General features: G+C 58.9%; 17 protein-coding genes. 12 read left to right on the top strand and 5 right to left on the bottom strand.

Annotation, left to right across the window (positions count from 1 at the left end; genetic code table 11):
* The first annotated feature begins 68 nt into the window (after nt 1-68).
* Nucleotides 69-395 (top strand): hypothetical protein, encoded by a 327-nt coding sequence (locus tag DX908_RS00090; RefSeq protein ID WP_116390446.1) that lies wholly within the window; start codon nt 69-71, stop codon nt 393-395.
* Between the two features lie 3 nt (nt 396-398).
* On the opposite strand, the gene DX908_RS00085 is transcribed toward DX908_RS00090, so the two are convergent.
* Together DX908_RS00085 and DX908_RS00080 are read right to left on the bottom strand one after the other, a co-directional pair.
* Nucleotides 399-998, bottom strand: a complete 600-nt coding sequence (locus tag DX908_RS00085; protein ID WP_116390445.1) for a hypothetical protein — start codon at nt 996-998, stop codon at nt 399-401.
* A gap of 122 nt (nt 999-1,120) precedes the next feature.
* Entirely contained in the window at nt 1,121-2,059 is a 939-nt protein-coding gene (locus DX908_RS00080; RefSeq protein ID WP_116390444.1) for an NAD(P)-dependent oxidoreductase, read from the bottom strand.
* A 126-nt stretch (nt 2,060-2,185) separates the two neighbouring features.
* Here DX908_RS00080 and DX908_RS00075 point away from each other — a divergent pair, with 126 nt between their 5' ends.
* Entirely contained in the window at nt 2,186-3,205 is a 1,020-nt protein-coding gene (locus tag DX908_RS00075) for a lipid A deacylase LpxR family protein (protein WP_116390443.1), read from the top strand.
* A gap of 3 nt (nt 3,206-3,208) precedes the next feature.
* Here the strand turns inward: DX908_RS00075 and DX908_RS00070 are convergent, their stop codons facing one another.
* Together DX908_RS00070 and DX908_RS00065 are read right to left on the bottom strand one after the other, a co-directional pair.
* Nucleotides 3,209-3,682, bottom strand: a complete 474-nt coding sequence (locus tag DX908_RS00070) for an NfeD family protein (RefSeq protein WP_116390442.1) — start codon at nt 3,680-3,682, stop codon at nt 3,209-3,211.
* 27 nt (nt 3,683-3,709) lie between these two features.
* Nucleotides 3,710-4,669: an SPFH domain-containing protein gene (locus tag DX908_RS00065; RefSeq protein ID WP_116390441.1), complete on the bottom strand. Its 960-nt coding sequence runs from the start codon at nt 4,667-4,669 to the stop codon at nt 3,710-3,712.
* 208 nt (nt 4,670-4,877) lie between these two features.
* On the opposite strand from DX908_RS00065, the gene DX908_RS00060 reads away from it, so the two are divergent.
* Both DX908_RS00060 and DX908_RS00055 read left to right on the top strand, forming a co-directional pair.
* The gene (locus tag DX908_RS00060) at nt 4,878-5,933 is read left to right on the top strand and encodes a PAS domain-containing protein (protein ID WP_116390440.1); all 1,056 of its coding nucleotides are present in this window, start codon (nt 4,878-4,880) and stop codon (nt 5,931-5,933) included.
* Between the two features lie 32 nt (nt 5,934-5,965).
* Nucleotides 5,966-6,346: a response regulator gene (locus tag DX908_RS00055; protein WP_158548380.1), complete on the top strand. Its 381-nt coding sequence runs from the start codon at nt 5,966-5,968 to the stop codon at nt 6,344-6,346.
* 11 nt (nt 6,347-6,357) lie between these two features.
* Here DX908_RS00055 and DX908_RS00050 read toward each other — a convergent pair whose 3' ends face one another.
* Nucleotides 6,358-6,843 (bottom strand): GNAT family N-acetyltransferase, encoded by a 486-nt coding sequence (locus tag DX908_RS00050; protein WP_116390438.1) that lies wholly within the window; start codon nt 6,841-6,843, stop codon nt 6,358-6,360.
* A gap of 86 nt (nt 6,844-6,929) precedes the next feature.
* Between DX908_RS00050 and DX908_RS00045 the strand changes: the two genes are divergently transcribed.
* The 8 genes from DX908_RS00045 (at nt 6,930) to DX908_RS00005 (ending at nt 13,936) form a co-directional block, all read left to right on the top strand.
* Nucleotides 6,930-8,813, top strand: a complete 1,884-nt coding sequence (locus DX908_RS00045) for a hypothetical protein (RefSeq protein ID WP_147303677.1) — start codon at nt 6,930-6,932, stop codon at nt 8,811-8,813.
* A 550-nt stretch (nt 8,814-9,363) separates the two neighbouring features.
* The gene (locus DX908_RS00035; RefSeq protein ID WP_116390435.1) at nt 9,364-9,570 is read left to right on the top strand and encodes a twin transmembrane helix small protein; all 207 of its coding nucleotides are present in this window, start codon (nt 9,364-9,366) and stop codon (nt 9,568-9,570) included.
* A 7-nt stretch (nt 9,571-9,577) separates the two neighbouring features.
* Nucleotides 9,578-10,156, top strand: coding sequence for a cob(I)yrinic acid a,c-diamide adenosyltransferase (locus DX908_RS00030; protein ID WP_116390434.1), 579 nt, complete (start codon nt 9,578-9,580; stop codon nt 10,154-10,156).
* Complete coding sequence (locus DX908_RS00025; RefSeq protein WP_116390433.1) at nt 10,153-10,749, top strand: hypothetical protein; 597 nt, start codon at nt 10,153-10,155, stop codon at nt 10,747-10,749. The genes DX908_RS00030 and DX908_RS00025 overlap by 4 nt, the downstream gene beginning before the upstream one ends.
* A 42-nt stretch (nt 10,750-10,791) precedes the next feature.
* Entirely contained in the window at nt 10,792-11,616 is an 825-nt protein-coding gene (locus tag DX908_RS00020; protein WP_116390432.1) for a DUF5694 domain-containing protein, read from the top strand.
* Nucleotides 11,617-11,752: 136 nt separating this feature from the next.
* Entirely contained in the window at nt 11,753-12,481 is a 729-nt protein-coding gene (locus tag DX908_RS00015) for a hypothetical protein (protein WP_116390431.1), read from the top strand.
* Nucleotides 12,478-13,038 (top strand): PadR family transcriptional regulator, encoded by a 561-nt coding sequence (locus DX908_RS00010; RefSeq protein WP_116390430.1) that lies wholly within the window; start codon nt 12,478-12,480, stop codon nt 13,036-13,038. The genes DX908_RS00015 and DX908_RS00010 overlap by 4 nt, the downstream gene beginning before the upstream one ends.
* A gap of 148 nt (nt 13,039-13,186) precedes the next feature.
* On the top strand, nt 13,187-13,936 hold the full coding sequence (locus DX908_RS00005) for an electron transfer flavoprotein subunit beta/FixA family protein (RefSeq protein WP_116390429.1): 750 nt from the start codon (nt 13,187-13,189) through the stop codon (nt 13,934-13,936).
* Nucleotides 13,937-13,950: the final 14 nt, after the last annotated feature.

Below are 13,950 nucleotides of genomic sequence, written 5' to 3'. Positions count from 1 at the left end.
CCCCATATAAACCCTAATGGTGGTCAGGAGGCAGGCGGCACGCCGCCGCAATCAGGGAGACACACGACATGGAGGATGGCTGGGTCTGGATCATCGCCGCTGCAGGCGCGCTCCTGCTCTTGCTTAGTGTGCTCAAGAGTGTCGTCGGCCTCGCCCTGCAATATTTCATCTTCGTGGCGATGGCGGGCTTTATCTATGCCGCCCAGCGCGAGGAAGAGACCCGGTTTCTGGATGCAGAGGTGCTCGGCGCCATTGCCACCATTGGCGGGCTCGCCTTTGCGTTCTCACTCGGGGTGATGGCGCTCCTTTTCCGGAACAGCAAGTTCAAGACAGTGCTGTTTCCGGTGGTGGGCTTTGCGACGACCTTTGCGGCCGCCGCCATGGTGACACAGTAGCGCTTAGCGGTTGCGCTTGAAGATATTCGGCGTTTTCAGCTTGGGAATCGCGACCCGCGGATTGGCCTGCAGATTATGCCGGTCGATACGGTCATCGATCAGATTCTCGAAAATCGCTTCGGTTGAGAAAGCGGCACGTGTCGGCTCTTCGTCTTCAGCCAAGAGGCGGATGACAACGTCCATGCTCTTGAAACCGAACGGGCTGTCGAGACTGCCGTCGAGATCGGCGCGGTCGCGGGCTGAGAGAAGATCCTCATAGGTACCGATCCAGCGCTTGGTTGAATCGCCGAGGTCCGGCCCGAACCAGCCGCCAATGCCGCGCTGGTGGTAATCGACATAGACAATCGAAAAGCGCGGATAGTCGCGGTCGATCGCTTCACCGGCGGCGCGCAGCAGCATCGCCTTTTCCATTTCATCGCCGCCAGCGGCGAAAGGCGTATCACTGATCAGCCGCAGACGGTTCTCACCGACAACGGTCACATCGGTCGTGTTATTGACCATGCGCCAGGCCTTGGCCCGCTTCTCCGCTTCCGGGTTCGGTGACGACACACAGGCCGTCAAAGCGGCAGCAACAAGCAAAACACTGGCAAAACGAAATCGCATTCTCATCCCCTTGGGTCGGCGCCCCACCGAAAGGCCCGGGACATTCTCCCGCGCGCACATAAACTGACTCAGCCTGCTACTTCCAGCGATTTTCATGCCATCAGCCCGCTTTGCGCGGAAAATCAATACCCTGCCCCCGGATTAACCAGAAGGGGCGGCGTCTCGCCACGCTCTAACGCATCCAGAGCTGCAAGAAATGCGTCCACTGTGTCCTCCGGCCGGGTGAGCCCGGAGACATGCGGCGTCACCTTCACGTGAGGGTGCGACCAGAGCGGAGAGCTCGCCGGCAAGGGCTCTGTCGCGAAGACATCAAGCGCAGCCTCGCTGATCTCGCCCGCCGCCAGCGCATCGATCAGCGCGCGCTCGTTGAGCACTTCGCCGCGACCGATATTGATAAGCTGCGCGCCGCGGAATGCGGACAGGATCTCATGCCCGATCAGCCCCTTGGTGCCGGGACGGTTCGGCAAGGCCAGCACCACGATATCTACCGTCTCAGGCTCAAGCGCGCGCCAGTCTGTGGCCCGCACCACCTGCCGGAAGGGGGTAACAGCGTTCCCGCTGCGGGAGGCACCATCGACGATCACGCCGAACTGGGTAAGCCGCAGGGCAATCTCCTGCGCGATTGCGCCCGTGCCGAAGATGACCGCCCGCTGGCCGTTCAGGTATCTCGGCTGCGTTGCATCTTTCGACCATTCTGCCCGCGCCTGCGCTTGGGCGCGCGCCGCCATGCGCTGGCTGCGCTGGAGCACATAGCCGAGCACATATTCGGCGATCTGCGCCCCGAGCTCTCCCAACGTGCGGGTCATCAGCGGCGGCGTGAACTCCATCGCCGCTTCGATCTTGTCGGTCCCCGCGCCCGCGACATGAACCCAGGCCGCATCAGCAAAACGGTTGATGACGGGGCCGGGATCGAAGGCGATCACGGCATAAGGAGACGCAAGGGGCTCGGCATCCGCCCCAAGGACGATCTCAATATCAAGCCGGGCGCCTGCCAGCAGCGCACCGATTGCGCGCTGGCCCTCCTCTGGCACCAATATTGAACGAAGGGGAAACTGGGTCATCAGGCTTGATTAAAGGGGAAGTGGTGCCGCATAAACCGCGCCAGCAGAAAGCTTTCCAGAATTATCGTTCTGGTCTAAGCAATACCGACATCAGAATGTGTATGACCCGGGGGGGCCTTTAAACTGATGCAAGGCAAGTTACTGAGTACCGGCATCTCAGCCGTGGTCCTTTTCGCATCTGCCGCTTCTGCAGGGGCGGACGACAAGAAGCACACGCATATCAACGACGCGACGATCTCATTCACCTTCGAGAATGATTATTTCGCCTCGGACGATTTCAACTACACCAATGGCTCCAAAGCCTCATGGCTGTCTGGGCCGCGCCCGCCAGCTGGGCTCGCCGCCTTTGCCGCTGAGCATCTCCTCGGCATGGGACCGGGTGCCGAGGCGCGCATCGGTTTTGGCCTTGGCCAGTCGCTTTATACGCCAGAGCACACGCTCGCGACGGCACCTCTACCGGGTGAGCATCCGTATGCGGCCTATCTCTATGGCGAATACACAACCATGGTCGAAGAAAATGACCGCCTGACGCAACTGACGGCGCAGGTCGGCATGGTCGGCCCTTCCGCTCTTGGTGAGGACGCTCAGAACTTCGCCCATCGCCTGATCGGCGGCGTCGAAGCCGAGGGTTGGGATAATCAGATCGGGGACGAGTTAGGGATAGCGATCACGCTGGACCAGCGCCGCCGGATCGGCACGTCAATCGGTGATGGCTGGATCGAGATCGACATGATCCCGGCCTATGGTGTCACCGTGGGGAATGTTCAGACCGACGTGCACACCAGCCTGACGTTCCGCATTGGCGATAATCTGGCCAAGGACTATGGCCCCGTCCGCGTCACACCGGGCCTCGGCGGCACAGCCTATTTTGCATCGGTACCAGGTTTCAGCTGGCATGTCTTTGGCGGCTTTGAGGGACGCGCGGTTGCACGCAGCATCTTCCTAGATGGCCGTCTGTTTTCGGATGATATCGTTACGGTCGACAAGCACCCGCTGGTCGGAGACGCACAAGCAGGTGTCGTCCTGCAGTATGACCGTTTCCAGCTGAGTTACATCCACGTCTTCCGATCAAGCGAATTCGAGAACTCGGGCGGCTCGGATGAATTCGGCGCGCTCAGCTTCGCGATGAAATTGGGCAAGTGGTAAGCGTCAGGCTTGCCCCAGCGGGCGGACGATCATGACCGTCCCGTCTGTCGCTGTCACTTCAACGGATTGACCAACAGCCAACTCACCGTGACCCGTTTCCAGCCGAGCTGACCATTCAGTGTCCCCCAGACTGATCCGGCCCTGACCGCCGACAAAGGCCGTCGCAGACACGCCGCGTCGCCCTACCCGGCTCGATGAGAAATCATTGAGACCCGGTTTGTCGGTCGGCGTGTTCCTGATCCAGCGCTCCGCATAAGGACGGCCAAGCACACCAAGCCCGACGGTGAGACCGGCAAAGAGCAGCCATTGCGTCACCCACTGGCCGTCGAGCTGCACAGTCGTGATGAGCCCGACAATGGCCGCTGCAATCGCCGGCCAGAGAAGAAAGGTCGTCCCCGTCAGAAGCTCTAGGACGAGGAGCCCCCCTGCAATCAGGAACCAGGCCCAGAAGGGCATATCGGTCAAGAATTCAATCATCAGTGCCTCCCAAACTTATCCGGCAAATCAGCTACGCGCCGGCGGCACGGAAGTGTTTGCCGGGCTGATCGGCTGGCCGTCCATCATGGCCTTGGCCAGTGCCCCGACACCGCCGACCGTGCTTGCAAGCGAGGTCAGTTCCGTCGGCAGGATGACGAATTTCTGGTTCGGTGCTTTGGCGAGCGTTTCAAAGGCGTCGACATATTTCTGCGCGACGAAGTAGTTGATGGCCTGAACATCACCGCCCGCAATGGCGTCCGAGACGGCCTTGGTCGCTTCGGCCTCTGCTTGTGCCTCACGTTCACGCGCCTCGGCATCGCGGAAGGCAGCTTCTCGGCGGCCTTCGGCTTCAAGGATCGCCGACTGCTTGGCGCCCTCGGCACGGAGGATCGCCGAGTTCCGGTCACCTTCAGCTTGCAGAATTTCCGCCCGCTTCACACGCTCTGCCTTCATCTGGCGGGCCATCGCCTCGGTAATATCGGCAGGCGGTGAGAGGTCTTTGATCTCGACACGGGTGACTTTGATCCCCCACGGATTGGTTGCCGCATCGATGACGCGCAGCAGCCGCTCATTGATGTCATCCCGGTTCGACAGAGTCTCATCGAGATCGAGCGAGCCGATCACGGAGCGGATGTTGGTCTGTGCGAGGTTCGAAATCGCACGGTCAAGATTGGCGACTTCATAGGCTGCCCGAGCGGCATCAACGACCTGGATAAAGGCGACCGCATCGGCGTGAACCATGGCGTTGTCACGGGTGATAACTTCCTGGCTCGGAATATCGAGCACCTGTTCCATCATGTTCATTTTTTTGCCGACCGAGTCGATAAAAGGAACGAGGATGTGAAGGCCAGGTTTCAGGGTCTTTGTGTATTTGCCGAAGCGTTCGACCGTATATTGATAGCCCTGCGGGACGATCTTCACGATCGAATTAATGATGATAAATGCGAGAACGACGAATACCGCGACGAAAATCAGACCCTGCTCCATAAATCCCTCCTGCAACGGCGCTGGTGCGCCTACCTAGTTATATATGGTGACCGAAGCGTTATTTTACGAGGGGGGACGCTCTCAATTCCGTACAGACCGCCTTACCAAACATGCATCAACGCACATTCTTATGTCATTGATTTACATTGACTTTCCAGCACTTCGGAACCTTGGATGATTGTTCCACGTTTCTTCTTGCGGAGGCGACATGGAAAAGACGACCGAAAACATTTCCCAGTCACAGAGCGCTCACGACGACACCGAAAGTGGGCATCCTGAAGATAATTTTACGGGTGCGACCGGAGTCCTTTTCGAAAGGGCCATGGCGCAGACCCGCATGGCTGTCTGCCTGACTGATCCGAACCAGCCCGACAATCCGATCATTTTTGCCAATCGGGCTTTCCTTATGCTGACCGGCTACGACCATGACGAAGTGATCGGGAAGAACTGCCGCTTCCTCCAGGGGCCGGATACGGATGAAGACTCCCTCAACCTGATCCGCAAGGCGATCCGGGAGGAAGAAGTGCTGGTTGTCGAGGTTTTGAACTACCGCAAGGACGGCACTAAATTCTGGAACGCACTTCACCTTGGCCCGATCTACGACGGCGACACCGGGGAGCTGCTCTACTTTTTCGGCTCGCAATGGAACGTCTCGGACGTCCATGCCGCGCGAGCGGATGAGCATCAGGCAAAGCTGCTGGCGCGTGAGCTTTCCCACCGCATGAAGAACATGTTCTCCGTGATCGGTTCAATCGTCTCTCTGACGGGCCGTCAGGAAGGTGCAAAGCAGGTTACGGACAAGATCAATGGCCGTATTCGGGCGCTTGGCAATGCGCATGAAAATGCCCTCTCCTCGGCCAGCGCTGGGCCAGCGGACATCTCGGAGATCGTGACGGCCGTCCTTTCTCCTTATGCGGCGGGTTCGGAGGATGTCTTTATCATGAGAGGTGAAAAGATCGGCCTTTCGACCTCGACCATCTCACTAGTCGGACTTGTCCTTCATGAGCTGGCGACCAATGCGACGAAATACGGCGCGCTGAGTGCGGACGAAGGCAAGGTCACTCTCGACTGGCGCGAAGAGGATGGACATTTAATCCTCGACTGGAAGGAGACCGGCGGGCCTAAAATTGATCACGTACCCGAAGAGGCCGGGGTTGGCTCCGGCATCATGTCGACCCTGCTCAAATCGGCACGGGGAGAGCTCGGCCTCGATTGGCAAGAGGACGGGCTGAAGGCGACCTTGCACATGCCGGTGATGTCGTGATGATGTTGCAGTATTCCGTGAGCGAGACAGGCATGAAGTTATCTGGTTTCAAAATTCTGGTACTGGAAGACGACCCAATCATCGCACTCGACGTCGAGATGAGCCTTCAGGATTACGGCGCTGATGTCGTGCACTGCCTTTCACCCGAAGAAGCGTTGGAGGCGATGACCCAACACGTCTTCAATTGCGCCGTACTCGATGTAAATCTCGGCAAGAACAAGACCTGCGCGGATGTCGCCGTCCGCCTCAAGGAATATGGCATCCCCTTCATCCTGCATTCAGGCGATCTGCGGCGGCGGGGTGAGTTGATCGAAGAAATCGGTGCGCCCGTGGTCGTCAAACCGTCGAGTGACGAACAACTCGTCAACTGCCTTGTCGACCATCTGACCCAGACGGGCCATCTTTCTGCCTGAACCTTGCGGGTTCAGGCGAGCTGTTTCTCCATCTTCCAGTTATGGATCGGCACGCCATCAAGCTCCAGCTCTCGGCGATGAAGCATCACAAAGCCCATCCGCTCGAAAAAACCGCGCGCGACTTCGCTGGCTTCCGTATGCAGACGGCTGATCTTCGCGGCTTTCGCTGCGCGCTCGACCTCAGCAAAGAGCCGGACGGCTACCCCCTGCCCCGCGGCCTCAGGCGCGGCATAAAGAAAGTCGATATGTCCATCTTCTTCGAGGTCGATGAAACCGATTGGCTCTTCGGTGACGCCTTCTGCGACCCAGACCTGCCGGCCGTCCCCTAGCCTCTCCCCTAGCCGATCCATATCATTCGTCCGCACGGCCCAAGCCGCGACCTGTTCAGGCGAATAGGCGCGCGGGCCCAACTCTCGGATCGAGCGCCCCCACATTTCGCGGATCGCGGGCAGGTCAAGAGCCACGTAAGGCCTGATCAAAAAGGCGAATTTCGACATGTCAGGCTCCTTGAGCCGCGTTTCTTGCCGTCAGGGCCCGATTTCCGCTAGGCTCTTGTGGCACTTTGTAGAAGTGACGGGGTGAGATGGGACGTCGTTGGGGAATTCTGGGACTATTGGGCCTGCTGCCGGCGCTTGCCGCCGCGGCACAGCCTGCCTCCAATTTCCCGCCGATTGAGGACGTTGTCCGGGGCGAACGCTACTGGAATGTCGTGCGCGGCACCGATGAAGCCTTCGGCCAGAAGAAATTCGACCACCTTCTAGAGCTGATGCCGCCGGCACGGAACAAGACGGCTTCTTGGGAGATCTGGGCCACCGAATGGACCGAGGAAGATGAGCGCGGCTATGAGGCCTTCGTTCAGGCCATCGGCCGGTCGGGCTGTATCTCGATTGATGACTGCCTGCGTTCTGATGCCAATCCCTACCGCGTCTATGATGACGAGGACATGCTGTGGCTCGGCGACTGCACAGACATGGTCTATGTGCTGCGCGGCTATTATTCGTGGAAACGCGGCCTGCCCTTCTCTTTTCAGGATGCGATCTCGATCAGGCCCGGCAAGGATGCCGGCAATGACGCGCGTTACTCGAAATACGGCAACCGAGTCGTCAGCCGCGCAGATGTGATCCAGCCGGAGGGCCGCAGCCCGCGCAACGCGCCGGTCCTGCTCAACCGGATCTTCAACATCGTCTCGACTGCGATGCTCCGTGTCCATCCTGAAGACGAGCGGCTGCAATTTGCTGATTTCTATCCCGTCAGTGTGACGCGCGAGGCCGTGCGCCCGGGGACCATCGCTTATGATATCTACGGCCATGTCAGCATCGTCTATGAGATTGAGGATGACGGTCGCATCCTGCTGATCTCTTCGCACCCTGACTATACGGTCAGCCGCGAGCCTTACGGCCACCATGTTGTCCGTTCTGAACCTGAGCTTGGCTCTGGACTGAAAGCATGGCGCCCGATCCGCCTGACTGGTGCCCGCCAGACGTCAAAGGGTACTTATATCGGCGGAAACGTTGTCGGCGCAAAAAACGCGACGCTTCCTGATTTCTCAATGGAGCAGTATTGGGGCACGCATCCCGATGACTCTGGACGTTGGGATCGCAGCCGCTTCTTCGTCGAAGACCGCTTCCTGCCCTACTATGACTGGGTACGCATGCGGCTGAGAAAACCCGGCACGCCTTATGACCCGGTCGAGGAAATGGCCAATGCGACAGCGGCGCTCTGCTCGTCTTTCCGTGCACGGAAGACAGCTGTCAATCTTGCCGTCTATGCCGGCGTGCATGAAAAGCCCGCGCCTGAGAAACTACCTGAAAATATCTACGGCACCTATGGGGATTGGGAGCGCTATGCGACTCCGTCTCGTGATGCACGTTTGAAGACGCAAGCCGTTGAACTCAATGAGCTGGCACGTGACCTGATCCGCCGCCACGAAGAAGGCGATCCGAACATCAACTATCCGACAGGCGATCTCGCGGCGGCATTGTTCGATGTCTATGACCGTGCCGCGAAAAGCTGCGAGATCAATTACAAGCGGTCCGATGACACCGTTGTGAAGCTCAATATGCATCACGCGATCGACCGGATCTTCGATCTCAGCTTTGACCCCTATCACTGCCCGGAGCGGCGCTGGGGAGCCAAAGGCATCGAGTTAGCGACCTGTCAGGAAGATCCAGACAAACAGAAATGGTACGAGGCGCAGCGTTATCTGCGGAATGACCCTGACCGGACCTATGATCTGCGGACAAACTTTTCGGCTGATGAGCTCAAAGACCCCGCACGTCATCCACCGGAGGATGGCGGTATCGGTCGTGCGACGCCGCCGGTGATCGACTTTTACACTTTCCTCGAGGAGGAGGCTGGCGAGCATACAAAGCCAGGTGCCAAGTTGCCCGCAACGATCATCCTCAACTCCGATGCGGTGAATGACGAGCCCCTGCCACCGCTCAAACTGCGCCGCAGAAGACGGTAGCTGCTTCCTGCGGCTCTTCCCGTTTCCGCTCTCTTCCCGTGATCGCCATCACAGGCAGTCGCGCAACTTTATGGTTAATACCTTCTTACCGGCACCCCAAAGCCGCGAGAGGAGAAACCGATGCTGAAGATGGATGGAACCCGCCCGACAGTCGTCCCTACGACCACGCTGTCGTGTGTCGCGCTTGGCGCCTCAGCCCCAACGAGCGCACGCTTTCTCGACAGTCAGGACGAAGCGACCGTGCGTGCGTTTGCCACGCGCTCTCGACGTCAGACTCGGCCTCAAACCGTCCGCTCTGACTTGCCCTCGTATCAGCGGATGAAAGCACATGGCAGCTGGCGCCATACGGCTCTCGGTGGTCAGCCAGGCCGCAAAGTCTTTGCTGGCCTGCCCCTTGTTTTGATGGCTACAGCCTTTTCGGCCGGCATGTTGGCCCAGTGGACGCTTGGCGTCTGAACCCGCAGCTGCACTCACCCCGCGCCTTTTGGACGCAACCGGATTTGCACAAACGGCGGCGGGGTCTACATGGGATACATATCAAGGAACTCCCATGACCAACGTACTTCTTTATCTGCTCATACCCCTCGCCATGCTGGGGACCGTCGTCGCGCTGGGCTTTGGCATTTACGCGCTCGGCCGGGGCGGCGAATTTAACAAGCGCAACTCGAACAAGCTGATGCGTCTGCGCGTCATGTTCCAGGGGATCGCGCTGGCGCTGCTCGCGCTCCTCGTCGTCATCCTACAAAATCAGGGCTGAGCCCCCGATGGTGACGCTGAACAAAATCTACACCCGCACAGGTGATGAGGGTACGACAGGCCTTGCGACAGGTCAGCGCCTGACGAAGACGAACGCTCGGATCATGGCGATGGGTGATGTCGATGAGCTGAATGCCGCAATAGGCGTGGCGCTCTCCCAGCTCACTGATGACCGAGTGAAAGGCACATTGCTCGCGATCCAGAATGACCTCTTTGATCTGGGGGCGGATCTTGCCACCCCGGCAGAGATCAAGGGCGCGCTGAGGCTGTCATCGAACGGGCCGAAATGGCTCGAGAAGGCGATTGATGAGCTCAATGATGATCTGCCGCCGCTGCAATCCTTCGTCCTGCCCTCTGGCCCCGGCGGTGCAGGACATCTGCATCTAGCCCGCGCGATCGCCCGTCGAGCCGAACGTGCCGTGTGGATCCTGAGAGAGCAGGTCGAGCCCGGACCCGCTTTCAATCCGACAATCCCGTCCTATCTCAATCGTCTGTCTGATTACCTCTTCGTTGCTGCCCGTCATGTCGCTCGCGCGGCTGGCGGTGAAGTTACCTGGGTACCCGGTGCCAATGCGGAGGGCACATGAAAAGGTCTCTTCTCCTTTTACCTGCGATCGCCCTCCTCACAGGCTGCGGCGGCAAAACACCTGACCCGCAGCAGACATTTTTCGATAATGTCAGTGTGCTGTGCGGCAAAGCTTTCAACGGTCGCCTTGTTTCCAATGATGAGGTCGATGCACCGCTCGCCGCCGAGCCCATGGTGATGTATGTCAGGGATTGTTCGGATACGGAAATCCGCATCCCTTTCATTATCGGCGAGAACCGCTCGCGTACATGGGTCATCACCAAATCGGATGACAGCCTGACCCTCAAACATATTCACCGGCACGAAGATGGCGAGGAAGATGTCCTCTCCAACTATGGCGGCACCACGGATGATGAAGGCAAGGGCACGCGCCAGAACTTTCCGGCGGATCAGTTCTCAAAAGACCTCTTCATCCGTGAGGATATTCCGCAATCGGCAGACAATGTCTGGGCGATTGAGATCATCGAGGGCGAGAAATTCGCTTACGAACTGACCCGACCGGAGCGTTTCTTCCGCGTCGAGTTCGATCTTCTTTCTCATGCGGACATCCCGCCGCCTGTCTGGGGCGAGGAACAAGAAAAAACTGAGGAGTGAGGCACGTCCAGTGTCTCAATCAAAAGTCCGGGGGAGAACGACATGCGCCTGATTTTATCGATCTGCTTAATCTTACTGGCCGCCCTGCCGGCCCGAGCCGAGCCTGACCCCGATGGTGAACCGATTGAGGTCATGGTCATCGGCACCTGGCATTTTAAAAATTCAGGTGCGGATGTCATCAATGTTGACGGACCGAATGTTCTTGAGGCGGAGCGTCAGCAGGAACTAGCGGATGTCGTAGGACGGCTGATGGCCTTCGAGCCAACCATTGTCGCGCTTGAGCGCGTAACCGAAGCTCCGGATTATATCATCAAGGGCTTCCACACCTCTCCGCCCGATATTATGGCCACCAATCCGAATGAAAGGGTTCAGCTCGGCTACCGCCTCGCCACAGCGGCCGGTCTCGACGATGTCTATGGCATAGATGAGCAGCCCTCGGACGGAGAGCCCGACTACTTCCCTTTCAACAAACTGATGGAGCATCTCGGCGCGACCGGTCAGATGCCGGTATTTCAGGCAATGATGGATGAAATCCAGAGTACGGTCGCCACCGAGATGGAGGCGATTTCTGGCCTCACCATTGCCGACGGTCTCATCCGCGTGAATGAGGGCCTGCTGAGCAGTCCCGAACTTTACTACCTGATGGCGTCCTTTGACGAAGGCGAGGCCCAGCCTGCCGCCGAGCTTCAGGGTTACTGGTTCATGCGAAACACAAAGATTTTCTCTAAACTGCTCGATATCGCCGAGCCCGGGGACCGTATCGTCGTGATCTATGGCGCGGGGCACAAGCACTGGCTCGACCATCTTGCCGAGCACACGCCCGGCGTGACGCTGGTCGATCCCGTCCCCTATCTTCGCGGGGACTGAACGAAGATCCAATAATCCACTTAACGAGTTCGGCCCGGCATCACAGATTGCCGGGCTTTTTTCATGCCGCAAATCACCCATTGTCAGCTCGCACTCCAGACTATATAAATATTTATATAGTTATCTGGGGCCGGTCATGGAGCGCATTCTCGACATCAATCTTTACGTCCATATCGGCGCAGGTTTTGCGACACTTATCTTCTTCTGGATCCAGATTTTCAGCCGCAAAGGCTCTCCCTTACATGTCTTTTCAGGCCGGCTCTTCATGCTGGCAGGGTTCATGGTGGCGGGGGCCGCCGCAACATCCGTCATCTTGCGGGGACATGGTGCCTATCAGCAGGGCATCACGATATTCTCCGACCCGGACGGCTTTCAGGCCGCAGCGGTCCTCTTTTATATCTCCGTGATGGTCAGCGTGTTTCTCTGGGCAGGTGCTGTCCTTGCGAGATACCATCACCGTACGGATGACCTTCCGTTGCCGGGACTGCTCCTCCGGGCCGTCATTGCGATTGCCGCCACTGCCGCCTTCGCCGCTTACGTCTTCATTCTGAAGCCTGCCCTTTGGCCGGCGCTGGCGGGAGCTTTCGCGCTGGGGCTCAATGCCTGTTGGGATCAAGTCAAGCTCCTGTTCCGCCGCGGAGCTGACCCGAAAAGACGCCTTGCCGAGCATGTCACGAACATGTTTGGCGCAGGTTTGGCTTTCCATGTCGCCTTCATTCTTCTGGGCTCGGAGCGGTTTATTGATATCTGGCAGTGGGGCGCAACACCGCCCATCGTCCTTGTTGGCGTTGTCATTCTCATTGGCATCGTTTCGGAGAAAAGAATCCGCCGCTCGATCCTTCGCGGCCCGGCGGCGTCCCAATGAGCCTTCCGCATATTCTCCTCGGTCTTCTGGAAGAGCCTGCCAGCGGCTACGACATCAAGTGCGAATTCGAGCAGTCGTTGAGCTTCTTCTGGTCGGCAGCGCTCGCCCAGATCTACCCCGCCCTCAAAAAGCTGGAGAAGGACGGGCTTGTGACATCATGGCAGGAACCCTCCGAGAAAGGCCCTGCCCGCACGGTCTATCAGCAGACGGAGAAAGGTCGCGAGGCGTTCCGCGACTGGCTTGAAGAAGGCCCGCAGCTCAACACCGAGCGCCGCGCCTATCTCGCCCAGGCCTATTTCCTTGCCCAGTCCCGCGCGCCCGATGAGCCGCGCAGCTTTTACGAGCAGCTTCGCGATGACTTCCGCGCCCGAGCCAACCGCCTCACCGCGCTTGAGGATGTCTGGCGGGACGACCACGGCCCTGCGTTTCCCGATAATCTCACCGGTCAGGCCCTTTACGAGCATATGACGTTCGATCTCGGCCAGCGGGTCTTCCGGCTCTATGTAGACTGGGCTGAGGACTGTCTGGCTCGCATTGATGGAGCAGAGAAAGACTAGGCAATTCCCTGCCCCATCCCCTTGCGAAAGCGGGCCAAACCCGCGACTACATCCCCCCATTGACCGGCAGGGGCACCCTCGCCTACATGCCGGTTTAGACAGTGACTAGATCGCGCCCGTTGAGGCGCGCCAGTGAGGAGAAGCGCCGATGAAAGTGCTCGTGCCGGTCAAACGCGTGGTCGATTATAATGTGAAGGTCCGGGTCAAAGCTGACCAGACCGCCGTCGACCTTGCCAATGTGAAAATGTCCATGAACCCCTTCGACGAAATCGCCGTCGAAGAAGCAGTGCGCCTCAAAGAGGCTGGCACGGCGACGGAAGTGGTCATCGTCTCGATCGGGCCGGAGAAGGCGCAGGATCAGATCCGCCAGGGCCTCGCCATGGGCGGCGATCGCGGCATTCTCGTGACCACCGACACCGACCTTGAGAGCCTGGCCGTCGCAAAGATCCTCAAAGCGATCTGCGAAGAGGAAAAGCCGGACATCGTCCTCATGGGCAAGCAGGCGATCGATGATGACCGCTCCCAGACCGGCCAGATGCTCGCGGCGCTGATGGACTGGCCGCAGGGCACGTTTGCGTCCGAGGTCAAAAAGGAAGGCGACAAGCTCCACGTCACCCGCGAGATCGATGGCGGGCTGCAGACTGTCGCGCTCAATCTGCCGGCGGTCGTCACCACCGACCTTCGCCTCAACGAGCCGCGCTATGCCTCCCTGCCGAACATCATGAAGGCCAAGAAAAAGCCGCTCGATACGAAAGCGGCCGCGGATTACGGCGTCGATATCGCCCCGCGTCTTGAAGTCCTCAAAGTCACCGAGCCGCCGAAACGCGAAGCAGGTGTGAAAGTCTCGTCCGTAGACGAATTGCTCGACAAACTCAAAAACGAAGCGGGGGTACTCTAATCATGGCCATTCTC

Source organism: Parvularcula marina, from assembly GCF_003399445.1.
Taxonomy (GTDB): Bacteria; Pseudomonadota; Alphaproteobacteria; order Caulobacterales; family Parvularculaceae; genus Parvularcula; species Parvularcula marina.
Note: the sequence above shows the minus strand (reverse complement) of the source record. Positions and strands in the feature narration are given on the sequence as shown.